23 protein-coding genes and 1 pseudogene are annotated in these 26,763 nt (G+C 66.6%); 8 read left to right on the top strand and 16 right to left on the bottom strand.

Going from position 1 to position 26,763, the window contains the following annotated elements; translation table 11 throughout:
• Positions 1-78: 78 nt before the first annotated feature.
• From G3580_RS11070 to G3580_RS11055, 4 genes are all read right to left on the bottom strand, one after another.
• Complete coding sequence (locus G3580_RS11070; RefSeq protein WP_173765490.1) at positions 79-1,083, bottom strand: quinone-dependent dihydroorotate dehydrogenase; 1,005 nt, start codon at positions 1,081-1,083, stop codon at positions 79-81.
• A gap of 83 nt (positions 1,084-1,166) precedes the next feature.
• Positions 1,167-1,898 (bottom strand): arginyltransferase, encoded by a 732-nt coding sequence (locus tag G3580_RS11065; protein WP_173765489.1) that lies wholly within the window; start codon positions 1,896-1,898, stop codon positions 1,167-1,169.
• 19 nt (positions 1,899-1,917) lie between these two features.
• Positions 1,918-2,610 (bottom strand): leucyl/phenylalanyl-tRNA--protein transferase, encoded by a 693-nt coding sequence (aat, locus tag G3580_RS11060; protein ID WP_173765487.1) that lies wholly within the window; start codon positions 2,608-2,610, stop codon positions 1,918-1,920.
• A complete protein-coding gene (locus G3580_RS11055) occupies positions 2,607-3,686 on the bottom strand; it encodes an ABC transporter ATP-binding protein (protein ID WP_173765485.1) in 1,080 nt (359 codons plus the stop codon). Before G3580_RS11055 ends, aat begins: the two co-directional genes overlap by 4 nt.
• Before the next feature lie 139 nt (positions 3,687-3,825).
• Here G3580_RS11055 and G3580_RS11050 point away from each other — a divergent pair, with 139 nt between their 5' ends.
• Complete coding sequence (locus G3580_RS11050; protein ID WP_173765483.1) at positions 3,826-5,493, top strand: ABC transporter permease; 1,668 nt, start codon at positions 3,826-3,828, stop codon at positions 5,491-5,493.
• 63 nt (positions 5,494-5,556) lie between these two features.
• On the opposite strand, the gene G3580_RS11045 is transcribed toward G3580_RS11050, so the two are convergent.
• Complete coding sequence (locus tag G3580_RS11045) at positions 5,557-6,576, bottom strand: extracellular solute-binding protein (RefSeq protein ID WP_173765481.1); 1,020 nt, start codon at positions 6,574-6,576, stop codon at positions 5,557-5,559.
• A 123-nt stretch (positions 6,577-6,699) separates the two neighbouring features.
• Between G3580_RS11045 and G3580_RS11040 the strand changes: the two genes are divergently transcribed.
• Positions 6,700-7,020, top strand: coding sequence for a DUF2325 domain-containing protein (locus G3580_RS11040; RefSeq protein ID WP_173765479.1), 321 nt, complete (start codon positions 6,700-6,702; stop codon positions 7,018-7,020).
• A 6-nt stretch (positions 7,021-7,026) separates the two neighbouring features.
• Here the strand turns inward: G3580_RS11040 and G3580_RS11035 are convergent, their stop codons facing one another.
• Positions 7,027-7,524: a C40 family peptidase gene (locus tag G3580_RS11035; RefSeq protein ID WP_173765477.1), complete on the bottom strand. Its 498-nt coding sequence runs from the start codon at positions 7,522-7,524 to the stop codon at positions 7,027-7,029.
• Between the two features lie 258 nt (positions 7,525-7,782).
• Here G3580_RS11035 and G3580_RS11030 point away from each other — a divergent pair, with 258 nt between their 5' ends.
• Complete coding sequence (locus G3580_RS11030; RefSeq protein ID WP_173765475.1) at positions 7,783-8,349, top strand: hypothetical protein; 567 nt, start codon at positions 7,783-7,785, stop codon at positions 8,347-8,349.
• Between the two features lie 13 nt (positions 8,350-8,362).
• On the opposite strand, the gene G3580_RS11025 is transcribed toward G3580_RS11030, so the two are convergent.
• The 5 genes from G3580_RS11025 to G3580_RS11005 all read right to left on the bottom strand — a co-directional run bounded on the left by G3580_RS11025 (position 8,363) and on the right by G3580_RS11005 (position 13,506).
• Positions 8,363-9,010 carry a 3'-5' exonuclease gene (locus G3580_RS11025; RefSeq protein WP_173765473.1) on the bottom strand — a complete coding sequence of 216 codons (648 nt, stop codon included), beginning with the start codon at positions 9,008-9,010 and terminating at the stop codon, positions 8,363-8,365.
• Positions 9,011-9,087: 77 nt separating this feature from the next.
• The gene (locus tag G3580_RS11020; protein ID WP_173765470.1) at positions 9,088-10,980 is read right to left on the bottom strand and encodes a DUF294 nucleotidyltransferase-like domain-containing protein; all 1,893 of its coding nucleotides are present in this window, start codon (positions 10,978-10,980) and stop codon (positions 9,088-9,090) included.
• A gap of 130 nt (positions 10,981-11,110) precedes the next feature.
• Entirely contained in the window at positions 11,111-12,523 is a 1,413-nt protein-coding gene (locus tag G3580_RS11015; protein ID WP_173765469.1) for a PhoH family protein, read from the bottom strand.
• Positions 12,524-12,601: 78 nt separating this feature from the next.
• On the bottom strand, positions 12,602-13,057 hold the full coding sequence (locus G3580_RS11010) for a peroxiredoxin (protein ID WP_173765466.1): 456 nt from the start codon (positions 13,055-13,057) through the stop codon (positions 12,602-12,604).
• Positions 13,058-13,128: 71 nt separating this feature from the next.
• Entirely contained in the window at positions 13,129-13,506 is a 378-nt protein-coding gene (locus G3580_RS11005; RefSeq protein ID WP_173765464.1) for an Mth938-like domain-containing protein, read from the bottom strand.
• Between the two features lie 150 nt (positions 13,507-13,656).
• Here G3580_RS11005 and G3580_RS11000 point away from each other — a divergent pair, with 150 nt between their 5' ends.
• The 4 genes and pseudogenes from G3580_RS11000 (at position 13,657) to G3580_RS10985 (ending at position 18,550) form a co-directional block, all read left to right on the top strand.
• Entirely contained in the window at positions 13,657-14,964 is a 1,308-nt protein-coding gene (locus G3580_RS11000) for a pyridoxal phosphate-dependent aminotransferase (protein WP_407670900.1), read from the top strand.
• Between the two features lie 130 nt (positions 14,965-15,094).
• Positions 15,095-16,407, top strand: a pseudogene (locus G3580_RS10995) (homoserine dehydrogenase).
• 56 nt (positions 16,408-16,463) lie between these two features.
• On the top strand, positions 16,464-17,921 hold the full coding sequence (gene thrC / locus G3580_RS10990; RefSeq protein WP_173765462.1) for a threonine synthase: 1,458 nt from the start codon (positions 16,464-16,466) through the stop codon (positions 17,919-17,921).
• A 2-nt stretch (positions 17,922-17,923) separates the two neighbouring features.
• Positions 17,924-18,550: a class I SAM-dependent methyltransferase gene (locus G3580_RS10985; RefSeq protein ID WP_173765460.1), complete on the top strand. Its 627-nt coding sequence runs from the start codon at positions 17,924-17,926 to the stop codon at positions 18,548-18,550.
• Positions 18,551-18,601: 51 nt separating this feature from the next.
• Here the strand turns inward: G3580_RS10985 and G3580_RS10980 are convergent, their stop codons facing one another.
• Both G3580_RS10980 and nadC read right to left on the bottom strand, forming a co-directional pair.
• On the bottom strand, positions 18,602-18,739 hold the full coding sequence (locus tag G3580_RS10980) for a hypothetical protein (RefSeq protein WP_173765458.1): 138 nt from the start codon (positions 18,737-18,739) through the stop codon (positions 18,602-18,604).
• An 18-nt stretch (positions 18,740-18,757) separates the two neighbouring features.
• Complete coding sequence (nadC, locus tag G3580_RS10975; protein WP_173765457.1) at positions 18,758-19,606, bottom strand: carboxylating nicotinate-nucleotide diphosphorylase; 849 nt, start codon at positions 19,604-19,606, stop codon at positions 18,758-18,760.
• Between the two features lie 138 nt (positions 19,607-19,744).
• Here nadC and G3580_RS10970 point away from each other — a divergent pair, with 138 nt between their 5' ends.
• A complete protein-coding gene (locus G3580_RS10970; RefSeq protein ID WP_228720639.1) occupies positions 19,745-21,247 on the top strand; it encodes an FMN-binding glutamate synthase family protein in 1,503 nt (500 codons plus the stop codon).
• 12 nt (positions 21,248-21,259) lie between these two features.
• Here G3580_RS10970 and G3580_RS10965 read toward each other — a convergent pair whose 3' ends face one another.
• Genes G3580_RS10965 through tssM form a run of 3 tightly spaced genes read right to left on the bottom strand, consistent with a single transcriptional unit; the run spans position 21,260 to position 26,762 of the window.
• The gene (locus G3580_RS10965) at positions 21,260-22,027 is read right to left on the bottom strand and encodes an OmpA family protein (RefSeq protein ID WP_217424467.1); all 768 of its coding nucleotides are present in this window, start codon (positions 22,025-22,027) and stop codon (positions 21,260-21,262) included.
• A gap of 2 nt (positions 22,028-22,029) precedes the next feature.
• Entirely contained in the window at positions 22,030-23,025 is a 996-nt protein-coding gene (tagF, locus tag G3580_RS10960; RefSeq protein ID WP_173765453.1) for a type VI secretion system-associated protein TagF, read from the bottom strand.
• A complete protein-coding gene (gene tssM, locus G3580_RS10955) occupies positions 23,022-26,762 on the bottom strand; it encodes a type VI secretion system membrane subunit TssM (RefSeq protein WP_173765451.1) in 3,741 nt (1,246 codons plus the stop codon). Before tssM ends, tagF begins: the two co-directional genes overlap by 4 nt.
• Between the last annotated feature and the right edge of the window lies 1 nt (position 26,763).

Below are 26,763 nucleotides of genomic sequence, written 5' to 3'. Positions count from 1 at the left end.
CAATTATCGCTTGCCCCACAAAGGGGCTCAACCCTGCGGCGGTTATAGGTATATGACCGTGCGGCACGTGGCCCCCGTTCAGGCGGTGGCCGCGACGCATTCGCGTACCAGGGCGGGGCCGCGGTAGATCAGGCCGCTATAGACCTGAACCAGCGCGGCGCCGGCCTCGATCTTCTCGGTGGCGTCGGGGCCGCCGAGAATGCCGCCCACCCCGATGATGGGCAACTCGCCCTGGAGCTGGGCCGACAGGGCGCGGATCACGCGGGTGCTCGCCTCGCGCACCGGCGCGCCGGACAGGCCGCCCTGTTCGTCACCGTGGCGCACGCCGGCGACCTTGTCGCGGGCGATGGTGGTGTTGGTGGCGATCACCGCGTCGATGCGGTGGCGGCGCAGGGCGTCGGCGATGTTGGTGATCTGCGCCTCGTCCAGGTCGGGGGCGATCTTGAGCGCCAGGGGCACGTAACGGCCGTGGGTGTCGGCCAGGCGCGCCTGGGCGGTCTTGAGCGGGCCGAGCAGACCGTCCAGCTCCGAGGCGCCCTGCAGGGCGCGCAGGTTCTTGGTGTTGGGCGACGAGATGTTCACCGTCACGTAATGGGCCAGCGGATAGACTTTTTCCAGGCAGGCCAGGTAGTCGTCCACCGCGCGCTCGATCGGGGTGTCGAAGTTCTTGCCGATGTTGATGCCCAGCACGCCGGTGAACCGCGCCGCACGCACGTTGGCGATCAGCGCATCCACGCCGTGGTTGTTGAAGCCCATGCGGTTGATGATGCCCTGGACCTCGGGCAGGCGGAACAGGCGCGGTTTCGGGTTGCCCGGCTGCGCCCGCGGCGTGATGGTGCCGATCTCGATGAAGCCGAAGCCGAAGCGTGCCAGGCCGTCGATGGCTTCGCCGTTCTTGTCCAGGCCGGCGGCCAGACCCACGCGGTTGGGAAAATCGATGCCCATCACCGTGACCGGGTTTGCGGGCAGCGGGCGGGCCGGTGGCAGCAGACGCCCGAGGCGCGAGAGGGCGGCGAGCGACAGTTCGTGGGCCGACTCGGGGTCGAGCGCGAACAGGAGCGGGCGGGCGAGATCGTAGAGCATAGCGGCGAATTCTACTCCACCGCCTGCCCGGGTTGTTGCGCTGCGTCAGCCTTTTGGGGGGGTGCGGCGTGCCCGCTGCGTGATCAGTCCAGATCCGCGTCGGTCAGCGTGCGCCACTGACCGGCGATACGCCCTTCGAGCGGACGGAAGCCGGCCTTGTAGGTCATCTTGCGGCTGTCGCGGATCCAGTAGCCCAGGTACAGGTAGGGCAGCTTGAGCTGGCGGCAGGCCTCGATCTGCCAGAGGATGCCCCAGGTGCCGTAACTGGCGTGGGGGAGGTCCGGGTCGAAGAAGGTGTAGACGCTGGACAGCCCGTCGGTGAGCCAGTCGATGATGCACACCATGCGCAGGATGCCGTTCTCGCGGAACTCGATGAGGCGGGTGTCCACGTGGCTCTGGAGCAGGAAGTGGCCGTATTGCTCGCGGCTGTCTTGATCCATGCCGCCGCCGGCATGGCGCGCGACCTGATAGCGCTGGTAGAGCGCGTAGTGATCGTCGTGGAAGGCCAGCGGCAACTCCGCCACGGTGAGATCGGCATGACGCCGCATGGCGCGGCGCTGGGCACGATTGGGCGTGAAGCGGTCCACCGGGATGCGCACCGGCACGCAGGCGCGGCAGTGGTCGCAGTAGGGGCGATAGGTGAACACGCCGCTGCGGCGAAAGCCGTTGCGCACCAGCTCGGAATACACCGGGGTGTCGATGATGTGGTTGGGCGTGGCGACCTGCGAGCGGGCGCGCTGGTCCGGCAGATAGGAACAGTCGTACGGACCGGTGACATAGAACTGGATGAGGGCGTACGGATAGTCCTGTTGCATCTTGCCGGGTACGGGATCCTTAACCAATGTCGTCCGAGGCCGGCCAGCGCTGGGGCGGGCTCTTCGGGCCGATCAGTCTGTCCAGGGCGCGGACGAACTGTGCTCTTGGCACGTCGACGCCGCCCATCGAGCGCAGGTGGTCGGTCGCCATCTGGCAATCTATCACGCCGAATCCGAGCCGCTCAAGGCGCCGGCACAGGTGCACCAGCGCCACCTTGGAGGCGTCGCTAACGAGCGAAAACATCGATTCGCCGAAAAACGCCCGGTCCAGTGCGACCCCGTAAAGGCCACCCACCAGGCGACCGTCCTGCCAAGTTTCGACACTGTGTGCATGGCCGAGTTCGTGCAGGCGCCGGTAGGCCAGCTCCATGTGCGGCGTGATCCAGGTGCCGGTGGACTGGGCCCGCAATTGCCCGCAGGCGTGGATGACCTCGGCGAAGGCGGTGTCGTAGCGCACCTCGAAGCGGCCCTGGCGCAGCGTCTTGCCGAGGCTGCGCGAGACCTTGACCTCGCCGGGGCGCAGGATCATGCGCGGATCGGGGCTCCACCACAGGATCGGCTCGCCTTCGCTGAACCACGGGAAGATGCCCCTGCGATAGGCGGCGAGCAGCCATTCGGGCGTGAGCGCGCCACCCGCCGCGAGCAGGCCGTTGGGCTCGGTCAGCGCCCGCTCAGTGGGCGGAAAATCCGGCTCGGTGAGCCAGGGGATCATGGGCGGAACTCGTTCGTGTGTTGTGCAAAGGTGATCACGTCCTCGACGACCAGGCGGATGCCGATGCGCTCGCCGATGGCGTGATCGTGATGGCTGGGCACCAGCGAAAGCAGGCGGGTGCCGTCGTCCAGCGCCAGCGTATAGAGGATGTCGGCGCCGCGAAAGGCCTTGTGCAGGACGCGCGCGCTCTGCGGCCCGGCGTCGTCATGGACGACGTCGTCGGGGCGCAGCAGCACGTCCACATCGGCGCCGGGCGGACACACGCCCAGGGCGCCACACTGCATGGGCTGGCCGCTCCTGAGCGTGCCCAGCGCCGTGTGTACCCGGTCGCCCGCGATGATGCGACCGGGAATCAGCACGCCCTGGCCGATGAAGTCGGCCACGAAGCGGTTCGCCGGGCGGTGGTAGAGGGTGTAGGGGGTGTCCCATTGCTGCAGGTGGCCGGCGTGCATGAGACCGATGAGGTCGGCCACGGCGAAGGCCTCGTGCTGGTCATGGGTGACCAGGATGGCGGTGGTGCCGGTCGCCTTGAGGATGCGGCGCACCTCCAGGGAGAGCCGTTCGCGCAACTCCACGTCGAGGTTCGAGAACGGCTCGTCCATGAGCAGCAGGCGCGGCGCCGGGGCGAGGGCGCGCGCCAGCGCCACGCGCTGCTGCTGGCCGCCGGACAGCTCGTGCGGATAGCGCTGCGCGAGGGCGCCGAGGCCGACCAGATCGAGCATCGCGTCGACCCGCGCGCGGCGCTCGGCCGGCGCGGCGGCGTGCAGGCCGAAGCCGATGTTGTCGCGAATGCTCAGGTGCGGGAACAACGCATAGTCCTGAAACACCATGCCGATGCGCCGCTGCTCTGGAGGCACGTGCACGCCCGGCGCGCTGACCGTCTGCCCGCCGATGACGATCTCGCCGCCACGAACACGCTCGAAGCCGGCGATCGCGCGCAACACCGTGGTCTTGCCGCAGCCGGAGGGGCCGAGCAGGCAGCCGATGGCGCCTTCGTCGAGGGAGACATCGAGCCGGTCGACGACGGTGTGGCGGTCGTAGCCGAGGGTGAGCTGGCGCACATCGAGCAAGGTCATGAGCGGGACACGGGGAGGTCGTAAAGAGAATGCGATCCATTATAATTTGCCCGTCGGTCCGGCACGCGTGTTCGCCGGGCTTTTTCACCATGCGGGTCGCTTTCGGCCCCTTGACCTTGCCGAGCCACCCGACCTGCGCATGATCCGTCGCTTTTTGCTCCCGGGCGAGTACCGCTGGCTGACCGTCGCCGCCCTCGGGGTGGCGCTGCTCGCCGCCGTGCCCATCCTCTCCGTGGTGTTCTCGCTCGCCGACTGGAGCACCGGCGAGACCTGGGCGCACCTGATCGACACCGTGCTGCCCGAGTACCTGGTCAACACCCTGGTCATGTGCGTGGGGGTCGGCATCGGGGTCGCGGTCATCGGCGTGGCCACCGCCTGGCTCACCGTGATGCACGACTTTCCCGGTCGGCGCATCTACGCATGGGCGCTCATCCTGCCGCTGGCGATGCCGGCTTATGTGATGGCCTACGTCTACACGGACTTCCTCCAGTTCGTCGGCCCCGTCCAGAGCACATTGCGTCAGTGGTTCGATTGGGGGGCGGGGGACTACCGGTTCCCGGACGTGCGCACGGTCGGCGGCGCGGTCGCGATGTTCGCCTTCGTGTTCTATCCCTACGTCTACATGCTCGCGCGCACCGCCTTTCTCGAGCGTGCCTCGGGGGCGATGGAGGCGGGCCGTTCGCTCGGGCTCGGGTCGTGGGCCTGCTTCTTCCGCGTGTCCCTGCCGCTGGCACGCCCGGCGGTGGTCACTGGCGTGGCGCTGGCGCTGATGGAGACCCTGGCCGATTTCGGCACCGTGGCCTATTTCGGCGTCCAAACCTTCACCACCGGTATCTATCGGGCCTGGTTCTCGCTGGGCGACCGCGTGGCGGCCGCGCAGCTGTCGGCCATGTTGCTGGGTTTCGTGGTGCTGGTGCTGGTGCTCGAGCAGAGCAGCCGGGGCCGCGCCCGCTTCAACGACACCTCGCGGCAGCGCCGCCCAGGCTTCGGGCGCCGGCTCTCGCCGGCGGCCGGCTGGGCGGCGTCGCTGGTCTGCTTCGTGCCGCTGCTGTTCGGGTTTCTGCTGCCCGCCGCCCTGCTGCTCAAGATGGCCATCAACGAAGGCGACGCCCAGTTCGGCCCGCGATTTGTCGCCCTGGCGGGCAACAGCTTCACGCTCGCCACGGTGACGGCGCTCATCGGCGTGCTGCTGGCGGTGTTGCTCGCCTATGCGGCCCGGCTTGCGCACAACCCGCTGACGCGTCTGTTCAACCGCCTGGTGGGCCTCGGCTACGCGGTGCCCGGCACGGTGATCGCGGTCGGCGTGCTGATCCCGGTGACCCGGCTCGACAATGCATTGGCCGACACCGTCGAGGCGCTGACCGGGATCAATCCCGGGCTGCTGCTCACCGGCGGCATGGTGGCGCTGGTGTTCGCCTACCTGACGCGCTTCCTGAGCGTGGCCCTGCATACGGTGGAGACCGGGCTCGGGCGGATCACGCCGGCCATGGACGAAGCCGGCCGGAATCTCGGCGTGCGGCTGTGGGGGCGCTTGCGCCGCATTCACCTGCCGCTGCTGCGCGGCAGCCTGCTCACCGCCGGGCTGATGCTGTTCGTGGATGTGATGAAGGAGTTGCCCGCCACCCTGGTGATGCGCCCCTTCAACCTGGATACGCTGGCCACCCAGGCCTACAACCTCGCCGCCGATGAACGCCTTGCGGAGGCGTCCACCGCGGCGCTCACCATCGTGCTGGTGGGGCTGGTGCCGGTTTTCGTGCTCTCGGCGCAGATCGCACGGCAGCGACGCCGTCCGGCCGCCGCGCGCTGAGCGGACGGGGTCGCCAACGCAAACGCCCCGGCCGGGCCGGGGCGTTCTGGCGAGACCGACCGCTCAGCGGTAGCCGGCGCGATCGTAGAGGCGTTGCACCTCGGGGACGGCATCGGCCAGTTCGGCCACCGGCAGTGGATCGGCCTTGAACGGGCCGAGCGCCTCGAGCGCCGGATTGGCGACCTTCACATCCGCCACCGCCGGCCACTCGTTGTTGCCGTTGGCGAAGTGACGCTGGGCCTCGTCCGAGGCCAGGTATTCGAGAAACGCCCTGGCGGCGGCCTTGTTCGGCGCGTGGGTGGTCATGCCGCCCCCTGAAATGTTCACATGCGTGCCGACGTTGGCCTGGTTGGGCCACACCACGCCGACGGCCGCGATCACGGCCCGGTCGGCGGGTTTGTCGGAATTCATCAGTCGCGCGAAGTAGTAGGAGTTGGCCAGGGCCACGCCGCATTCGCCCGCCGCCACGGCGCGGATCTGGTCGGTGTCGCCGCCCTTGGGTTGGCGGGCGAAGTTGGCGACCAAACCCGAGGCCCAGGCGGCGGTGGCATCGGCGCCCAGGCGTTGGAGCAGCGAGGCGCCCAGCGAGAGGTTGTAGGGGTGCGCCCCGGAGCGGGTGCACACCTTGCCCTTGAGCGCCGGGCTGGCCAGATCCTCGTAGTTGCGCACCTGTTCGGGCTTCACCGTCTGTTTGTTGTACACGATGATCCGGGCCCGGCGGGAGAACGCGAACCAGGTGTCGGTGCGCAGATGCGCAGGAATGCGGGCGGCCAGGACGCTCGAGTCGAGCGGCGCGAGCAGGCCGAGGGCCGCCGCCTTGCCCAGGCGGGAGGCGTCGGCGGTGAGCAGCACGTCGGCGGGTGAATTCTTCCCTTCGTTGCGGATGCGTTCGATCAGCGCGTCGTCCTTGCCTTCGATCCGGTTCACGCGAATGCCGGTGGCCTGGGTGAAGTTGGCGTACAGGGCCTCGTCCGACTGGTAGTGACGCGAGGTGTACAGGTTGACCACCTGTTCCACTTCGGCCATCGCCGTGCCGGTGGTGAGTAGGGTGACGAGCAGGGTGGCGATTCGGAAACGTCTCATGGGTGTCTGATCCTCACGGGATGCCGTTCAAGTGGAGGCAAATGTATCGGATCGGCGACGTAAACACAAATCATTCGTATTTGCGTTATAGTTGTTGCGAATCGTTCGCAATAGGAGTGCGTCATGAATGCCATGCTGGTCGGAGCCGATCGTCTCGGCAACATCCCCGGTGTGCTCGATGAATTCGGGATAAGCATCGCTGCCCACGTCACCGGTCGTGACCGGGCGCACCAGCGCCGTGCGGCGGATCTGCCGGTGGGGGTGGAGATGGTGATCCTGTTCACCGACTTCCTCGGCCACAACGTGATGTTGCGTTTCCGCGAGGCAGCCGCCCGTGCCGGGGTCGAACTGGTGTGTTGCCGCCGGTCGGTCTGCGCCCTCAAGCAGGCTCTCGACAAGCGCGAAAGCAGTCGATGCCGCCGTTGCGAGCGGCGCGGATGCTGAGCGGCGTTACTGGTCGGAGACGGCGCTGAGCTGGGTGGGCGGGTTGATGAGGCGGCGCGCGCCGTTGAAACGCCGGGACCAGTAGCGCACGCTCAGATGCTCGATGCGCACGACACTGCCCTTGGACGGGGCGTGCACGAAACGGTCGTTGCCCAGGTAGATGCCCACATGGGAATAGGCACGATGGCGGGTGTTGAAAAAGACCAGATCGCCGGGCCGCAGTGCCTTGCGGGAGACGTGTTTACCGGCGCCGGCCTGCGCGCGTGCGGTGCGCGGCAACTGCATCCCGACGGCTTCGGCAAATACCTTTTGCACCAGCGCGCTGCAGTCGAGGCCGGTGGCACGCGAGGTGCCGCCATAGCGGTAGGGAGTGTCCAGAAAGCTCAGGCTGCGCATCACCACTTCATCGCCCGGCGGCCGCCGGCTCGGGTGGGTGTTGGGGTCGAGCTCGGCAACGGGGACGTCGGCCGGTGGCGCGGACTGCGCCCGTGCCAGGACGGGCATGAACAGAAGCAGCGCGAGGAGGCAGGCCGGCAAGTGTCGCATCGCGGGGACTATACGCAGGACGGCAGGATCCGTAAAGCACTGATTTGATGAAGATGTTCTTGCGTTGCACGATGCGCGCGCCGATCCGGCGGGCGTTTTCGGGCCGCTGCGGGTGAGACGGGAGGGCGGCTCGACCTACTACGACGGGGGCGCTACCATGCCCGCACGGTGCACCGGTAACGTGCCGGTGCCATTGTCACCGACGGGGATCGGATGATGAGTTGGCTTTTGTTGCTGGTGGTCGTGGTCGTGTTCGCGCTGCTGGTGGTGGTGCTGCGCAAGCGGCGGGACGCGCAACGCGAAGCCGAGGAGGCGCGGGCGCAGGCATTTCTGATGCAGGTCCAGGGCGCGGCGGCCGCCATCGGGGCCGGTACGGAAGCGATCGTGTCCGGCGCCATGGCGGCGGCGACCGAGACACCTGACGACACCGAGGTGGCCATGCCGGCGAGCGGCCCGACCTACCTGGATCGGCACCATCAGATCGTCTGGCGCTGGCTGCGCGCCGGCTTGCCGGGCTGCGAGGTGTTCGCGCGCGGTTCGCTTCGGCGGATCGTCGGCCGGGAGCGGCTGCAAAAGGATCTGCTGCTCGATTTCGTCATCTGCAACGAAGGCTTCGAGGTCCTTGCGGTGGTCGATCTGGCCCGCGAGGGGCGCACCGAGGCGGAGCGCAACCATAAGTCGCAACTGCTCGCGCAACGTGGGGTGCGCTATGTGTGCTGGAGCGCCGAGCGCCTGCCCGATCAGACCACGCTGTCCGCGTGGATCGGTGGTTCGCGCGACTGAATCGTCGCGAACTTCAGGAGCGGATCGCGCGTTGCTGGCGCTTGCGGGTGGTGGCCAGTTCCATCAGGCTGCGCGGTGTGCGCAGGCCACGGATCGTGGCGCGGGACTGGGCGGCCAGGAAGAGCTTGGCGATGGCGAAGGCGTCGCCGAGCGCCCGATGGCGCTGGAAGGTCTCGACGGCCATGGTCTTCATCCAGTCCTTGAGGCGCACCGGCCGGTCATGCTTGTCGTTGAACAGGCAGGGCAGGAGCCAGTACAGATCCAGCCATTCGAGATCCGGTTCGAAGCCCAGGTGGGTTTCGAAGGCGGCCATGAGCGCTTGCCGGTTCAGGTCCGCATTGAAGACCACCACCGGTGATTTGCCGATGAATTCGAGCAGCGCCACCAGGGTCTGCGCCGGGGTGTCCAGCGACATCTCGAAGGCATCGCGATGGGCGAGTACGCCGCGGTCGATGCCGATGGCGGCGACCGCGAGCAGCCGGTCGTTCGCCGGATCGAGCCCGGTGGCTTCGGTGTTGACGATCACGTAACGCAGCTCGCCGTGGTTGGCGTCGAGCGCGGGCGCCTCGAGCACGCGCCAGCGCTCGAGGCGCCCGCGCAGGGCTTCGGGCAGGGAGGCGGCCGGATGGTCGCCGGAGAAGATCTTGGTCAGCCAGTTCATGGATGCAGCTCGCTCAGGGGGCCGGGCGGTTCGGCGCCCGGCCGCCGGGTCGGACAGGAAAGCATACCGGGCATGGGTCAGAGCTGGTAATCGAGCTTGAGCCGCAGCTGCAGCTTGCGGGCCTGGCGGAAGGCTTCTTTCAGGATGCGGCGGTCCAGTTCGTTGAGCTGGTCCGGATTGATCTTGTTGTCGCCCGGCTCGTCATGCTCGGTGTCCAGGTGCTGGGCCCGCAGACGCAACAGCTGGATGAAGTGGAAACCTTCGACCATGGCGTCGATCTCGTCGTCCGGCATGCCGGATTTCTGCCCCGAGATGCGCAGGCGCTGCACCGTGCTGGACGATTCCACGTCGGAACGCAGGGAGAGGATGCGCGCCACGTCCACGAACAGCCGCGCGCCCGATTTCTTCAGATCGATCATGCCGTCGTCTTCGACGACGAAATCGCGGATCCGCCCCAGCGGCGGCGCCACCTGCAGGGCGTTGTGCGCCATCATGCGCAGGAAGGTGGAGTTGTTGCGTGCCGCCTTGAGCAGCCAGTGGCGCAACTCGTCGCCGATCCGCTCATTGCCGTAGAGCACGCGGAAGTCGAAGAAGATGGAGGCGTTGAGCAGGGCCTGGGGATCCGGCTCGCGGATCCAGGCGCCGAAGCGCTGCTGCCATTCTTCCAGGGTCAGGCACAGCTCCGGGTTGCTGGCCATGATGTTGCCCTTGCACAGCGGGAAACCGCACGCCGCCAGGGCGTTGTTCACGTCCTTGGCGAAGGCCAGCAGCTTGCGCTTGATCTCGGTCTTGTCGGCGTCGCCGGCCGCATAGACGATACCGTTGTCCTGATCGGTGGACAGGGTCTGTTCATGGCGCCCCTCGGAGCCGAAGGCGATCCACGAGAAGGCGATGCCGTGCAGGTCGTGGCGGCCGAGCTCGAGGGTGATGATGCGGCGGGTGAGGGCGTCGTTGAGTGCCGAGATGAAGCGGGTGAGCTGTTCCGCGCCGATGCCCTGGGCGATCAGGTTGAGGGCGAGCTGGCGGATGTCCTGGCTGGCGCGCTGCAGGGCCTCGATGTCCTCCGCGCCCTCGATGCTGGCGCGGATCTGACGCAGGCCGATGCGCTGCAGGGTGAACAGGTCGCGCTCGGAGACGACGCCCTTGAGGCGCTCACGGCTGTCGACCACCAGCAGATGGCGCACCGCATGGGTGGCCATCTCGAGGGCCGCATCGTAGGCGGTGGCGGCCACCGACAGTACATGCGGCTTGCTCGTCATCACTTCCGAGATCGGCCGGCTCAGGTCGAATTCCGGCAGCACGACGCGCGGCAACAGATCGCTCTGGGTGAGGATGCCGACCGGATGGTGGTCGCCATCGACCACCACCATGCAGCCGATGCGCTGCTCGGCCATGATCTCGAGGGCGCTACGGGTGGGCGTGTCGGGGGTGACGAAGACCGGATCGTGCTTGATCAGATGCCCCAGCGGCGTGGTCATGGTCTGCTGCTCGGCGGCGCGCTGGGAGAAGGTGGTCTGCAACTGCAGGCGCGACTGGTTGAGCAGGCTGGCGATGTACTGGGTGCAGAAGACGTGGAATTCCGGGCTGATGCGCATCAGCTCCATGAAGTCGCGCGCCGGCAGCTGGTAGCAGAAGCTGTCTTCGAGCGCCACGTAGTTGTTCGTGGTCGGCCGGCCGGCGGAGATGGCGCCGATGGGAAAGCATTCGCCCGGGCCGAGCGTCATGGAGGCGTATTCGGTGACTGCGACGCTGCCCGCCTGGCTCGCCTGGACCTTGCCGCGCTGGATGATGAAGAAGTGGCGCGGCTGGCCCATGTCGGGCGACAGGATGGTGGTGCCCTTCGCGAAATGGCCGAGTTGAAGCCGTTCGCCGAGAAAGTCGAGCGCCTCCGGTTCCATCTGGTCGAAGGGGGAGAAGCGTTTGAGAAATTCGGTGCTTGCGCCGACGAGTGCCTGAGCCGCGGTAGTCATTTCGCCTCCTCGAAGTGATCCCGGCATTATAGGTTCGGCTTGGGTGTCGAGGCTGATCTTGCTCAATAAACACCGATGAAAAAGGCGCCCGCAGGCGCCTTGTGCGTCGATGCGGGTGGCATCGGGTGCGTCACAGCACCTCGGCGGCGTGATCGGCCAGACGCGAGCGTTCGCCGCGCTGCAGGGTGATGTGGCCCGAGTGAGGCCAGCCCTTGAAGCGGTCCACCACGAAGGTGAGGCCGGAGCTGCCTTCGGTGAGATAGGGCGTGTCGATCTGCGCGATGTTGCCCAGACACACCACCTTGGTGCCGGGGCCGGCGCGGGTGATGAGCGTCTTCATCTGCTTGGGCGTGAGGTTCTGCGCTTCGTCGATGATCAGGTATTTGTTGATGAAGGTGCGCCCGCGCATGAAGTTCAGGCTCTTGATCTTGATGCGCGAGCGGATCAGGTCGCGGGTGGCGGCCCGGCCCCATTCGCCGCCTTCGTCCACGGTGCCGTTGAGCACATCGAGGTTGTCCTCCAGCGCTCCCATCCACGGGGTCATCTTCTCTTCCTCGGTGCCGGGGAGGAAGCCGATGTCCTCGCCCACTGGCACGGTGACGCGGGTCATGATGATCTCGCTGTAGCGCTTGGTGTCGAGCACCTGGGTGAGCCCGGCGGCCAGGGTCAGCAGGGTCTTGCCGGTGCCGGCCTGGCCGAGCAGGGTGACGAAGTCGATCTCCGGGTTCATGAGCAGGTTGAGAGCGAAGTTCTGCTCCCGGTTGCGCGCGGTGATGCCCCACACGTTGTTCTTGTGGTGGGTGTAGTCGGTGAGCGTTTCGAGCACCACGTTGGGGCCGTCCTGCTCGGTCACCCAGGCGTCGAAACCGCCGCCTTCCTTGTTGTCGAAGACGAACTCGTTGACCGACAGCTCGTTCGCCAGCGGCCCCTTGAGGCGGTAGTAGGTGCGCCCTTCCTCCTTCCACGATTCCAGGTCGGCGCCATGGGCCTCCCAGAAGTCGGCGGGCAGTTCGCGGGCGCCGGCATAGAGCAGGTCGGTGTCTTCGAGAACCTTGTCGTTGAAGTAGTCCTGCGCTTCCAGCCCCAACGCGCGCGCCTTGATGCGCATGTTGATGTCCTTGGACACCAGGATGACGGGGCGCTTGGGAAAGCGTTTGGCGAGGAAGGCGACCACCGCGAGGATGTGGTTGTCGCCACGGCCGGTGGGCAGGCCCGGGGGCAGGTGCAGGTCGATGGCCTCGGTCTGCAGGAACAGCTTGCCGGTGGCCTGGCCGCGCGAGGCCTCGGTCAGGTCGATGCCGTCCTCGATGCCGTCCGGGCAGGCGCGCACGATCTCGTCGAGCATGCGGCTGGCCTGGCGGGCGTTGCGCGCCACCTCGGACATGCCCTTCTTGTTTCCGTCGAGCTCCTCGAGGGTCATGATCGGGATGAACAGATCATGTTCCTCGAAGCGGTACAGACTGGTGGGGTCGTGCATCAGCACGTTGGTGTCAAGGACGAACAGCTTGTTCTTGTGGGTCTTGGATCCCCGTTTGGTCACCATGCAGGCTCCGGACGATTGGCTGGCGAATGTGGCCGCGACACGCCGGTGGCGGCCGCCCCGATGAAACTGCGAAGCCGCTCAGCGCGACTGGACGAACTCGAGCACGGCCTGGGCATGGCCGTCGACCTTCACCTTGCGCCATTCCTGGCACACCTGGCCGGTCGCGTCGATGACGAAGGTGCTGCGCTCGATGCCGCGGACCTGCTTGCCATACATGTTCTTCATCTTGATGACGTCGAAGGCCTGGCACAGGGCCTCGTCGGCGTCGCAGATGAGCTCGAAGGGCAGCTCGAGCTTGGCCTTGAAGTTCTCGTGGGACTTGATGCTGTCGCGCGAGACGCCGAACACGAGGCACCCGGCCTTGGCGAAGGCGTCGTGCAGGGCGCCGAAATCACGCGTCTCGTTGGTGCAGCCGGGGGTGTTGTCCTTCGGGTAGAAGTACACCACGACGGTCTGGCCGGTGAGCTCGGCCAGGTTGATTTCCTGCTCGCCGGTGGCCGGCAGGCGGATGTCGGGGGCGGTGGTGGTGCTCATCGATGCTCCTGCTCGAAACGGGTTTTCGAGCAGGGTAATCAAAAATGCGATGCGAACACAAACCGCCGTGATCAGGCGATGTCGAACAGCAGCGCGGCGGCGACGCTGCGGTTTTCTCCGACGAGGATGTTGTAGGTCCGGCAGGCGGCCGCTACGTCCATGATTTCCATGCCGATTCCCGCGTCGATGAGGGGGCGGAGAATCTGTGGCGAGGGAAATCGCTGACGTCGCCCGGTGCCGATGAGCACGATCTCGACACCCAGGTCGGCGAGCACGGCGACATGGGTGTCGGCCAGGCCTTCGAAACCCGCCGGGGCCCAGTCGTGCTGGATCCGATCGGGCATCACGATGAGGTGTCCGTGGTGGGCCTCGCCGTTGATCGTGACATGGTCGTCGCCGTAGCCGGTGATGACGTTCTGGTCGGAAATGTCGTCTTGATGGAGTTTCATATACTGCAGGGTAGACGGAAATTTGCCCGCGGTGACGGGCCGCGGTAGATTACAATCTTTTGTTTTGCCGGCCAAATCGCCGTTTCTTCGCCGTGAGGCGGGACGGGTTCCGGAATGGCCGGTGAAACCCATTGCACGAGGGATGAAACAATGAGCACCACGCCCAATCTCAAGGTTGCCGATCCGGTCGAAAGCGCGCAGGGCGCCGCCAGCGCCGACGCGGCGGCCATGCGGGCGGTGCGCAAGTCCCACAAGCTGGCCGACGTGTGCTACGACATCCGCGGCCCCGTGCTCGAGCGCGCCAAGCAGCTCGAGGACGAGGGCCACCGCGTCACCAAGCTGAACATCGGCAACCTCGCGCCCTTCGGTTTCGAGGCGCCCGAAGAGATCGTCGTGGACGTGATCCACAATCTGCGCGCGGCGTCCGGGTACTCCGATTCGAAGGGCCTGTTCTCGGCACGCAAGGCGATCATGCACTACACCCAGCAGAAGAACATCGCGGGGGTGGAGATCGAGGACATCTACGTCGGCAACGGTGTGTCCGAGCTGATCGTCATGTCCATGCAGGCGCTGCTGAACAACGGCGACGAGGTGCTGGTGCCGGCCCCGGACTATCCGCTGTGGACCGCGGCGGTGAGCCTGGCCGGCGGTACCCCGGTGCACTACATCTGCGACGAGCAGGCGGACTGGATCCCCGATATCGCGGACATCAAGGCGAAGATCACGCCCAACACCCGCGCCATCGTCATCATCAACCCCAACAACCCGACGGGCGCCCTGTATCCGGACGCGTTCCTGCGCGATGTGCTCGAGGTGGCGCGCCAGCATCAGCTGATCGTGTTCGCCGACGAAATCTACGACAAGATGCTCTACGACAGGCAGTCGCATACGTCCATCGCCTCGCTGGCCGACGACGTGCTGTGCGTGACCATGAACGGGCTGTCGAAGAACTACCGGGCCTGCGGCTATCGCGCCGGCTGGATGATCGTGTCGGGCGAGAAGCGCCACGCCCGGGACTACATCGAGGGGCTGGACATGCTCGCCTCGATGCGCCTGTGCGCCAACGTGCCGGGGCAGTGGGGCATCCAGACCGCGCTCGGTGGCTATCAGAGCATCTCCGAGCTGGTGGCGCCCGACGGCCGGCTGACGCGCCAGCGGGATCTGGCCCACGAGCTGATCACCCAGATCCCCGGTGTGAGCTGCGTCAAGCCCAAGGCGACGCTGTACCTGTTCCCGAAGCTGGATCCGAAGATGTACCCGATCGAGGACGACCAGCAGTTCATCCTCGAACTGCTCGAGGCCGAGAAGGTGCTGCTGGTGCAGGGCACCGGCTTCAACTGGCCGACGCCGGATCATTTCCGGCTGGTGTTCCTGCCGCATGAGGACGACCTGCGCGACGCCATCGGACGCATCGCGCGCTTCCTCGACCAGTACCGCAAGCGCCATGCGGCCGGCTGAGGCGGTCTAGCGGGTAGAATACCCGTCCGGTCGTGCATGGGGTCGAGCGCCGTCCGTGCCGACCGGACGATTCGTTTCCGGAGCGATGGATTCCGGGGTTTGTTCATCAACGAGGCAAGAAACCACTGCAATGAAACCGATCAATGTTGGCCTGTTGGGCATCGGCACTGTTGGCGGCGGCACCTGGACCGTCCTGACCCGTAACGCTGAAGAGATTACCCGTCGCGCGGGGCGGCCGATTTCCATTACCACCGTGGCCGATCGCGATCTGGATCGGGCACGCGCCGTCACCCAGGGCAAGGCCACACTGGTCGATGACGCGTTCGCAGTGTGCAAGGACCCCGAGATCGACATCGTCGTCGAGCTGATCGGCGGCTACACCGTGGCCAAGGAACTGGTGCTGACCGCCATCGAGAACGGCAAGCATGTGGTGACCGCCAACAAGGCGCTGCTGGCCATGCACGGCAACGAAATCTTCGAGGCCGCCCAGCGCAAGGGCGTGATGGTGGCCTTCGAGGCGGCCGTGGCCGGGGCATCCCCATCATCAAGGCGCTGCGCGAAGGCCTGACCGCCAACCGTATCCAGTGGCTGGCCGGCATCATCAACGGCACCACCAACTTCATCCTTTCGGAGATGCGCGACAAGGGCCTGCCCTTCGAGACCGTGCTCAAGGAGGCGCAGGCACTCGGCTACGCCGAGGCCGATCCCACCTTCGACATCGAGGGCAACGACGCGGCGCACAAGGCCACCATCATGGCCTCCATCGCCTTCGGCGTGCCGATGCAGTACGAGCGCGCCCATATCGAGGGCATCACCCGGCTCGAGGCGGTGGACATCGCCCATGCCGAACAGCTCGGCTACCGCATCAAGCTGCTGGGCATCGCCCGCAAACGCGAAGACGGAGTGGAGCTGCGTGTGCACCCGACCCTGATCCCGGCCCGTCGCCTGCTGGCGAATGTGGAGGGCGCCATGAACGCGGTGCTGGTGCACGGCGACGCCGTCGGCCCGACGCTGTACTACGGCCAGGGCGCCGGTGACGAGCCCACCGCCAGTGCCGTGATCGCCGACCTGGTGGACGTGACCCGCATGCACACCGCCGATCCGGAGCATCGCGTGCCGCATCTGGCCTTCCAGCCCGACCAGCTCGAAGATCTCAAGGTGCTGCCCATCGAGCAGTGCCGCTGCGGTTTCTACATGCGCATGCGCGTGGACGACAAGCCGGGCGTGCTCGCCGACATCACCCGCATCCTGGCGGACAACGAGATCTCCATCGACGCGCTGATCCAGAAGGAACCCGCCGAGGGCGAGTCCCAGACCGACGTGATCCTGCTCACTCACGTGACCCTCGAGGGCAACGCCAACAAGGCCATCGCCCAGATCGAGGCACTGCCGGTGGTGGCAGGGCAGGTGACCCGCCTGCGCATGGAACAGCTCGACCGCTGATTTGACGAACCCGCGACCGGCCCGGTCGGTGCCGGTCGCCTTATTGATTGCCGCACATGCGTTATCTCTCGACCCGCGGGCAGGCGCCCGCCCAACAGTTCTGCGACATCCTGCTCGGCGGCCTGGCCCCGGACGGCGGCCTGTACCTGCCGGAAAGCTATCCGCGCGTCACCGACGCCGAACTGACGGCCTGGCGCGCACTGCCCTATGCCGAACTGGCCTTCGAAATCCTCTCGCGCTTCATCGACGACATCCCCGCCGAGGACCTGCGCGCGATCTGCCGCAAGACCTACACGGCGCAGGTGTACGGCAACGTGCGCGAGGGTAGCGACGCGACCCGGATCACCCCCGTGACCTGGCTCGAGGCCGGCGAGGGCGCCAATCACCGCGGCGGCCTCGGCCTGCTCGAACTGTCCAATGGCCCGACCCTGGCCTTCAAGGACATGGCCATGCAACTGCTGGGCAACCTGTTCGAGTACGTGCTCGAGCAGCGCGGCGAGCAGATCAACATTCTCGGAGCCACCTCGGGTGACACCGGCTCGGCCGCCGAATACGCCATGCGCGGCAAGCACAACGTGCGCGTGTTCATGCTCTCGCCCAACGGCCGCATGAGCGCCTTCCAGCGCGCGCAGATGTATTCGCTCCAGGACGAGAACATCTTCAACATCGCCGTCGAAGGCATGTTCGACGATGCCCAGGACATCGTGAAGGCGGTCTCCAACGACCACGCCTTCAAGAAGCAGTACAAGATCGGCGCGGTCAACTCCATCAACTGGGCGCGCGTCGTGGCGCAGGTGGTGTATTACTTCGCCGGCTATTTCGGCGCCACCGAGCGCAACGACCAGGTGGTGGACATGGCCGTGCCCTCGGGCAATTTCGGCAACATCTGCGCCGGCCACATCGCCCGCACCATGGGGTTGCCGATCCGCAAGCTGGTGTGCGCCACCAACGAGAACGACGTCCTCGACGAGTTCTTCCGCACCGGTGTCTATCGCCCGCGCACCTCGGCCGAGACGCATGTGACCTCCAGTCCATCCATGGACATTTCTAAGGCATCGAACTTCGAGCGTTTCATCTTCGATCTGGTCGGGCGCAATGGCGATACCGTCCGCGCCCTGTGGCAGCAGGTGGAGTCCGGCGGCGCCTTCGATCTGAACGAGACGCCGTTTGCCGACAAGGTGGCCGAATTCGGTTTCGTCTCCGGCAGCAGCAGTCATGCCGATCGCCTCGCCACCATCCGCGCCACGCGCGATGCCTACGGCGTGGTGGTCGATACCCACACCGCCGATGGGCTCAAGGTGGCGGCGCAGTACCGCGAGGCGGACGCCCCCATGCTGGTGCTAGAGACCGCCCAGGCAGCCAAGTTCGAGGAGACCCTCCGCGAGGCGCTGGGCGAGGCGCCACCGCGTCCGGCCGGCTTCGATCACCTCGAGGCCCTGGCGCAGCGGGTCGAGGTGATGCCGGTGGATGTGAACCGGGTCAAGGCCTTCATCCGCGCTCACGTGGACGCCTGAGCGTGAGCGCGCCGAAGGACCCGAAGGCATTCTGGGAGTCGCGCTACGCGGCGGCCGGCGAGGCCTTCGTGTTCGGCGAGGACCCCAACGACTTCCTCGTGCGCGAGGCCCATCGCCTGCCGGAGGGCAGCCGCGTGTTGAGCGTGGCCGATGGCGAAGGGCGCAATGGCGTGTTCCTCGCCCAGCAGGGCCATCGTGTCGAGGCGCTCGAGTTCGCGCCGGCGGCGATCGCCAAATCGCGCGCGCTCGCGCGATCGCGCGACGCCCGGCTAGAGATCATCGAGGCCGATGTCTTTGAATGGACGTGGCCCTGCGAGACCTACGATGCGGTGGTGGCGATTTTCGTCCAGTTCGCCACGCCGGCCCAGCGGGCGCGCCTGTTCGACGACATGATGTCCGCCCTGTTGCCGGGCGGTCTGTTGCTCCTGCAGGGCTACACGCCGAAACAGATCGAGTTCGGCACTGGCGGCCCGTCGGCGGTCGAAAACCTGTACACGGAGGCGCTGCTGCTCGAGGCCTTCGCCGACCACGAGACGCTGCTGCTGCGTACCCACGAATCGGTCATCGACGAAGGCGCGGGGCACCGGGGCATGTCGGCGCTGGTGGATCTGGTGGTGAGGAAGCTCTGAGCGGCGTCGCAGGCGCCCGGAATCGGAAATGGCACCCGTGGGTGCCATTTTTCATAGGTAGATCACTGCCGGGAACACGGTGATCGCGACCACGTAGAGCAGCCATTCGATGTTGCGCCGCGCCAGTGTGCCGGTGAAATGAAGCACCAGGACGGCGATGGCGAAGATGTAGTAGAGCGCGAACAGCATGAAACTCTCCGGGCGGGGTCAGTCTTCGACGTGGCGCAGGGACAGATCAACCGCGTGGGTGTCTTTGGTCAGGCCACCGATGGAGATGCGGTCGACGCCGGTCTCCGCAATGGCACGGACGCGTTCGAGATTCACGCCACCGGAGGCTTCCAGCTCGGCACGACCCTGGTTGATCTCGACCGCTTCACGCATCTCGTCCAGGGTCATGTTGTCGAGCAGCACCATCCGAGCGCCGGCGTCGAGTGCGACGCGCAACTGATCCAGGTTCTCCACCTCGATCTCGATGAACACGTTCGAGGGCGCGATGCGTTGCGCCTCGGTCAGCACTTCGGTCACGCCGCCGGCGGCGATGATGTGGTTTTCCTTGATGAGGATGCCGTCGTAGAGCCCGACGCGGTGGTTGGTGCCGCCGCCGACAGCGACCGCGTATTTCTGTGCCAGACGCAGGCCCGGCAGGGTCTTGCGGGTATCGACGATGCGCGCCTGCGTGCCTTCGACCGCGTCCACATAGCGCCGGGTCAGGGTGGCGGTGCCGGAGAGCAGCTGCAGGAAGTTCAGGGCGGTGCGTTCGGCGGTGAGCAGGGCGCGCGCGCCGGCGACCACGTCGCACAGGCTCTGGCCGGCGGTGACCGCTTCGCCGTCACGCACGTGCCAGAGGATGGTGGCGGTCGGATCGAGCGTCGCGAAGGTGGCGTCGAACCAGGCGGTGCCGCACAGCACCGCATCCTCTCGGGTGATGACCCGGCCACGGGCCTCGGCACTGTCCGGGATGAGGCGGGCCGTCAGATCGCCGGTGCCGATGTCCTCCGCAAGCGCCGCTGCCACGGTGCGTTGAATTTCAACCCTGAGTTGCTCGATCGATTCCATTCGAATTCGGTTACCTGTGGATGACGTGGCATTCTATCACCGGCTCGGGGGCGTTTTCGCCTTCAGAACGTGACGCGACGCCCCGTTACATAGGGGGCTGGCACCAAGAGTCCAAGACATGGGGGATGCATGAACGGAATGACGACTGTTTTTTCGGTCAGTCTGGGGGTGATCGCGGTCGTTGTGCTCATGATGGCCATCGTCTTCTGGTACTTGCGTGACATCACCCAGAAGCAGCATGCCATCCTGCGAAATTATCCGGTTGTCGGCCATCTGCGCTATTTCTTCGAGCAACTGGGTGAATATTTCCGCCAGTATTTCTTCCTCGGCGATCGGGAGGAGATGCCTTTCAACCGGGCCACCCGCGGCTGGGTCTACCGTCTGGCCAAGGACGAGGGCGGCACCATCGGCTTCGGGTCCACCTACCAGCTGCAAGAGGCCGGTGCGATCCTCTTCGTCAATTCACCGTTCCCGGTGCTCGCGGAAGATCAGTTGCCCACGCCAGCACTGAGCATCGGCGAGCGCTTCTGCGAGCAGCCCTTCATGGCCGGCTCGCTGATGAACATCAGCGGCATGAGTTACGGCGCCATCTCGCGCCCGGCGGTGTTGGCCCTGTCGCGCGGGGCCAAGGTGGCCGGATGCTGGCTCAATACCGGCGAGGGCGGGCTCAGCCCCTACCACCTGGAGGGTGAATGCGACCTCATCGCCCAGATCGGCACGGCCAAATACGGCTACCGGGACGAAGACGGGCAGCTGTCGGAGCTGCGCCTGCGCGAGGTTGCCGCGCTACCCAATGTGCGCGCTTTCGAGCTGAAACTGTCGCAGGGCGCGAAGCCGGGCAAGGGCGGGATGCTGCCGGCGCAGAAGGTCACCGAGGAAATCGCGCGAATCCGTGGCATCCATGCCGGTGTGGCGTCCATCAGCCCGAACCGCCATCCGGAGATTCGCGACGTCCATGAATTGCTCGACTGGGTGGCGCGTATACGTGAGGTCACCGGCAAGCCGGTCGGGCTGAAGAGCGCCTTCGGGGGCTGGTATTTCATGAGCGAGCTGTGCGAGGCGATCTGCATCCGGGGGCGGGAGTTTGCGCCCGATTTCATCACCGTCGACGGTGGCGAAGGCGGGTCCGGTGCCGCGCCGCAGGCACTTGCCGATCACATGGCGCTGTCCATCGACGAGGCCCTGCCCCGGGTGGTCGATTCCCTGATCGAATATGGTCTGCGCGACCGGGTGCGGGTGGTGGCCAGCGGCAAGCTGGTGACCTCTGCGCGGGTGGCGTGGGCGCTGGCGGCCGGGGCGGATTTCGTCAACTCCGCCCGTGGTTTCATGTTCTCCCTCGGCTGCATCCAGGCGATGCGCTGCCACACCAACACCTGCCCGACCGGGGTGAGCACGCACAACGCCAAGCTCCAGCGCGGTCTCGTGGTCGAGGAAAAATACCTGCGCGTGGCCCACTACTGTCGCAACATCAACCACGAGGTCGACATGATCGCGCACTCTTGCGGTCTGACCCATGCGCGTGAGTTCCGTCGCGAGCATGTGCGCATCGCCCAGGGCGACGGGCGCTCGGTGGCGCTGAACGTGCGTTATCCCTATCCGGAACCGCGCCATCCCGGGGCGGTCCCGTACGCGTTTCCGTGAGGCCGGCGAGGCCTATTTCAGGATCCGGAACTCGATACGCCGGTTGCGCGCGCGCCCCTCGGCGGTGTCATTGGTGGTGATCGGTTTGTCGGGCCCTGCGCCGAGGGCGGTGATGCGCCCGCCCTCGATGCCCTTGGTGACGAGGTAGTCGCGCACGGCGTTGGCCCGCGCCAGGCTGAGCGCGATGTTGGCCATGCGGCTGCCGCTGTTGTCGGTGTGGCCGACCACCTGAATCTCGGCACCGTCGAACCGGCCGATGGCGGCGGCCATCTCGTCGAGAATTGCGATGCCGGCGTCGGTCAGCGTGGCCGACCCGCTCTTGAATTCGATCGTCCGGTCGGCCAGGGTGGCGTCGATCACGTCCTGCGCCCGGGCCTCGACGACGAGCCCGTTGTCCACCACGTAGGTCGGGTTGAGTGCCGTGGCGACCCGGCTGGCGATCTGCTGGCGGAGTGCCTCGTTGGAGACCTTGCCGCTCAGCTCGACGCGGGTGCCATCCACATGGATCTTGCCACCGTGGATGTCGGCGATGTCGCGTGTGAGCATGTTGCCCACGTGAGTCTTCCAGTTGGGCGGCGGCACCACGCCGCCGACCTCGATGGCATCGATCACGCGTCCGGCCCCGTAGATGTCCCGCAGGCGGGTGAGAATCTGGGCCCGGGTGGCCTCGTCCGGCACGACGCCGCTGACGCGAACCGGTGCATCCGTCGGGGCTGCGGCCGCCGGCAGCGGACCGAGCAGTGCGCAGGCGAGGGGGCCGATCATCAGCGCAGCGCGCATGGTCATTCTCCCAGAAAGACTTCGTTGAACATGGTGACGGCGGAGCTCAGCGCCGTGTCCGCGCGGCACAGGCAGCTGGAGAGTTTGGCGATGCCGTAGTGGTTGCTCAGCTCGGGGTGCGTCTCGATCCAGTCGGGGTCGTCCAGCGCGATGTTGTGTTCGTTCATGGTGTTGGGCGCCAACAGGCTGAGCAAGGGCGCGGCGGTGGCGCCGTTGAAGCCGAGCACCAGGCGGTGCCGGCCTTCGTGGGCTCCCACGAGCACCTGGACCTCGACCGGGCTGCGGGCGAGAAACCCGGCCACGAGGGACATCCACAGGGCGGCGGTGAGGTCGCGGTACATCGGGTCCGCCGGCAGGGGCAGACTCAGGCCCTTCTCGATGTGGACCCGGGCGCTTCCGGCCAGCGGGCTGAGCAGGATACCCAGTGCGATGAAGATCCGGCGGATGTCGGCCGGGCGGCTCTCGTCGCCAAGCAGGCGTTCGAGATGCGCCAGGGTGTGGGTGCGCAGGAAGATGCCCAGCGGATCGCCCTGAGCGGCCGCGGCGATTTCACCCTGGCAATCGAGCGTCTGGAGGGTAGTGAGCACCGGCATGACCTGGTCGGTGCGCAGGGTCTGTTCGCTGATGCGCTTGAAGCGCCCCCACAACTGGGAAAAATGCGCCGGCGCGTGCCGGAACAGAACCCCCTCGGCGGCCTCGATGCTTGCCGCAGCGAGAAACGGGAACCGTCGATGGGAGGCATCGTGGCTCGGGCTCAGATGGCCGATGACGGCGTTGCGGCTGCGCGGGCCCACGAAGGCGAAGTGCAGGGGCGAAGCCGCGTCGTAGGTGCGCTTCCAGTGCGGATCCGTGGCCAGCGATTCCATGGTGCTGGACAGCCAGCGATCCAGGGTGGCGATGAGCTGGGTGTGGCCGGCGCCCTTGATGAAGTCTCCGCGTGAGGGCACTTTGCCGAAATACACGACCGCGCCGACCTGGGCTGAGGTGGCGGCCATCATGGCGTGGCTCCCGGCTGGGCCTGGGCAACCGGACCGGGGGCTGCAGGAGTGCCGGCCACGGTGCGGGGCAGGGCGAGCGTGTCGATGCGTTCGCGCGGGTTGTCCTGGCTGGCGGCCTGGGCCTGCGCGCTGCTGATGATGCGCAGATCGACCTTGACGGTGACGCCCGCCTTCTCCCAGGCGAGCTGGAAGGTGCCCTCCGGCTTGCGCTGCCGTCGTGCCGAATTGATGAGTTTCTCCAGGCCGTAGCGGCCGGGGAAATTCACCACTTCCACCGAGCGGCCGTCGAAGGTGGTGGCGACGATGCGCGCACCGGGTGTGCCCTGCGCGTTGGGCCAGACGAAGTTGGCCCATTGGGCCGCGGTGTTGCGGTAGCGCAGCTGCTGCCCGTCGATCTCGACCATGAATTCGGTCGTCCCCGGGGCGGGATGCGGCATGAGCTGGAACACGGTCTGGGGGGCGCCGGTGCCGCCTGCGGCCCCGCCGTCGAGGGGCGCGACCCAGCGCGCGACCCCACGCATGAATTCCGGGGTGATGGTGATGCCCAGGTCGCCCCAGGTACGCGCCACGATGGTATTGCCGCGTCGGACCACCACCGGGCCCATGGTCTGTTCGACGAACTTGGCGATGGCGCCCTCGGGGCCGAAGATCTGGGCGATTTCCGTCGGTGATGCTTCGATCTCGGCGTTCGGGGCGAAGGGGTATTTGATGGCCAGTTTGTGTTGATACGGATCGAACACCTGCGCCAGCCAGGTCTTGTTCAGCTCGCGTTCGGCGGGGCGGATGATCGCGGCGTAGGTCTGCAGGAGTGGACGCACCAGCAGCGGGCGCAGGATCTTGCGCTGGGTGTCGGGGACGCCCGCCAGCATCTGTTCATCCACGAAGCGCAGGGTGTCGGCCAGTTCGGAGCCATTGCCCTCGAGTGTCTGGCGCATGAGTGCGATGGCGCCGGGGCCGGGGTCGCCCTGGTTCTTGAGCTGGTTGAGGCGGGTGCGCAGCTTGGACAGTTGCTTCAGATAGACTGTCACCAAGGGCTCGGCGCCGTCGCGCTCGGCCACGATGCGGCCGACGCCGGAGAAGCGCTCGCCAATGGGGCCCATGGCCACCGCGGCCTTGTCGCTGGAGACGTTCAGGTCCACCTGGACGCGGCTGGGCTGCATGCGCAGGATCGAGCGCTTGAACCAGTCGACGAAGCCGGTCTGCGCTTTGGCCAGGCCCCGGTTGACCGCGGCCGGGTTGTCCCAGGCGGTCTGGGCGTACAGGGTCTTGAGAATCCGTTGCAAGGGGGAGTCCTGAGGATCGCCGAGGCGGTTCATGCCGGCGACCGCGGCGTCGAAGGCGTCAAAGCCGGTGACGCTGATGCCGGCCGCGAAGGCCTGCCATTCGGCCGCATAGTCCTTCTTGTACATGGCGGTCAGGGTCTTCTGGATCTGTTCCGGGCTGCCCTGCAGGGTCAGGTCGTCCTGCACAGAGGTGTTGAGCACCCAGTCGGTGCTTTGCAATTCGTTGGTGGCGGCCTCCTTGATGGCGTCGCGCACGTAGCTCTTCCACGCCGCTTCGGTGAAGGCGCCGGAGATGGCGCGTGCGCCGGTGACCAGCCGGGTGTCGCGTTCGTCGAGCACGCTGGCGACGGTGACCGGAGAGAACCGGGTGGCGGCGCGGGCCTTGATGTCGGCATAGACCCGCTCGACGGCAGGCATGCCCTGAACGACGCGGCGCAGATTTTCCCGCGTCTGGTCGACCAGGGCCGGGTTGATCTCCACCAGCGGCCACTGGGGATCGTTGGCTTGCGACAGATGGAAGGACAGAATCCGCTCGGCGCTGCGGATCATCTGTTCGCGGCTCATGGTGCCGCGATTGCTCTCGAGCCAGCCGCGCCAGAAACGGGTCAGCTGGTCCGACAGATGCCCCGCTTCGACATGGGAGCGGCTCGAGAGCATGAGATAGGTCTTGAGCGCGTTGTAGGCGTCCTCGACATTGGTCGCCGAGGCGCGCTCGTAGGTGCGTTTGCGCGTGCCGGTGGTGGCGGGGGTCTGATTGACCGGTTGCAGCGCATCGGCGTGGGCATTGACCTCGCGCAGGAAGGCTTCGAGGTTGTCGACCACGGGGGTGAGCATGATGCTGCGCACACCGGCGAAGTATTCGGCCTTAAGCTTGGTCAGGAGGGCGTCGCCCTGGAACAGGCCGAGTCCGAGGGACAGGGGATGGTCCGTTTCGAAGCCTTCGAGCTGGGTGATCCGGTCCTGCAGGATGTCCAGTGCCTCCAGGCGGGACTGCAGGTCGATGCGGTCGGCCTGCAGCCGGACCGCCTTGTCCAGATCGGCGCGCACGTTGGCCACGAGGGACTGGTTGGAGACGAAGGACCAGCTCCAGCCGGCCAGCGCCAGCCCGAGCAGCACGAGCGCGGCCGCGAAGCCGGCATGCCGCAGGCGGGTCTTGCGCCGCGAGGCGTGCTGGCGCACGAGGTTGCGATCGGCAAACACGACCCGCGAGAACAGATCCTTGAGGAAGAAGCCGTTGCTCGAGGTGATCCGGGTCGGTGCCGGGCCGTCGCCGACGAGACCGAAGCGTTCCTCGACGCGCTGGGTCGAGGCGCTCTTCGATTCTCCGTCCTGGACCGCCGAGGTGAAGTAGAAGCCACGGAATACCGGTTTGTACTGAAACGGGTTGTCTTCGAACAGGGTGGCGAGAAAGCCGCGCAGCGCCGGCTTGATCGCCGCGAATTCGAGCGGGAATGCGAGCAGCCCGGGAGGCATGGTGTTGCCGCGTGCGAGCGACATCTGCGCCACGCTCATCTCGCGCAGGCCGTCGTACAGCGCGTCGAAATGGCGGTCGAACCGGGCGATGGCGTCGTTGGGTTCGTCCGTCTGATAGGGCAGGGTTGCGCCCCATACCCGATCGCGTTCGTTCCAGTCCACGTCCTGGAAGAAGTCATTGAAACCGGTGATCAGGTCAGCCTTGGTGAACATTACATAGACCGGGGCGAACACTTCCAGGCGTTCGGTCAGCTCCTGGACGCGCTGGCGCAGGTTCTTGGCCAGCTCGACCGCGAACTCGGGGCGGTTGCCCACCAGCTCCGCAATGCTGACGGCGACGATGATGCCGTTGATCGGGGCCATGCGGCGATGGCGCTTGAGCAGGTCGAGAAAACCCAGCCATTCGCCACGATCCTCCTCATGCACCGAGTAGCGTCCGGCGGTATCGAGCAGGATGCCCTCGGAGGTGAAGAACCAGTCGCAGTTGCGCGTACCGCCGATGCCGTGGATGACGTTGCTGGCGCCGTCGGCGAACGGAAACCGGAGTCCGGAGTTGACCACCGCGGTGCTCTTGCCGGCGGCCGGGTTGCCGATGACGATGTACCAGGGCAGCTCGTAGAGCGCGGCGTTACCCGACAGCTGGCCCAGCTTGGAGGTCTTGATGGTCCTGACCGCTTCGCGCATGCGTTCGCGCAGGGTTTCGATTTCGGCGCGAGTGCCATCGTCCGGTGCTGCACGCGCGGCCTGCTCGGCCTGCTCGTCGAGCATCTGGTCCAGCTCCGCGGCGGCCTTGCGCGCCTTGCGACGGCGCCACAGCCAGACCGCCAGCCAGATCAGCAGGATCACCACCGAGGCGATCGCGGCCCAAGTGAGCGCGAGCTTCAGCGTCGAGGCGCCGAGAAAGAAAAAGCCGATCAGCGCGGCGATACCGAGAAACGATAGCGTACGTGAATCGAGAAGCAGGGATCGAAGACGTGACATT

It is taken from the genome of Nitrogeniibacter mangrovi, assembly GCF_010983895.1.
In the GTDB taxonomy this organism is placed as follows: domain Bacteria; phylum Pseudomonadota; class Gammaproteobacteria; order Burkholderiales; family Rhodocyclaceae; genus Nitrogeniibacter; species Nitrogeniibacter mangrovi.
Note: the sequence above shows the minus strand (reverse complement) of the source record. Positions and strands in the feature narration are given on the sequence as shown.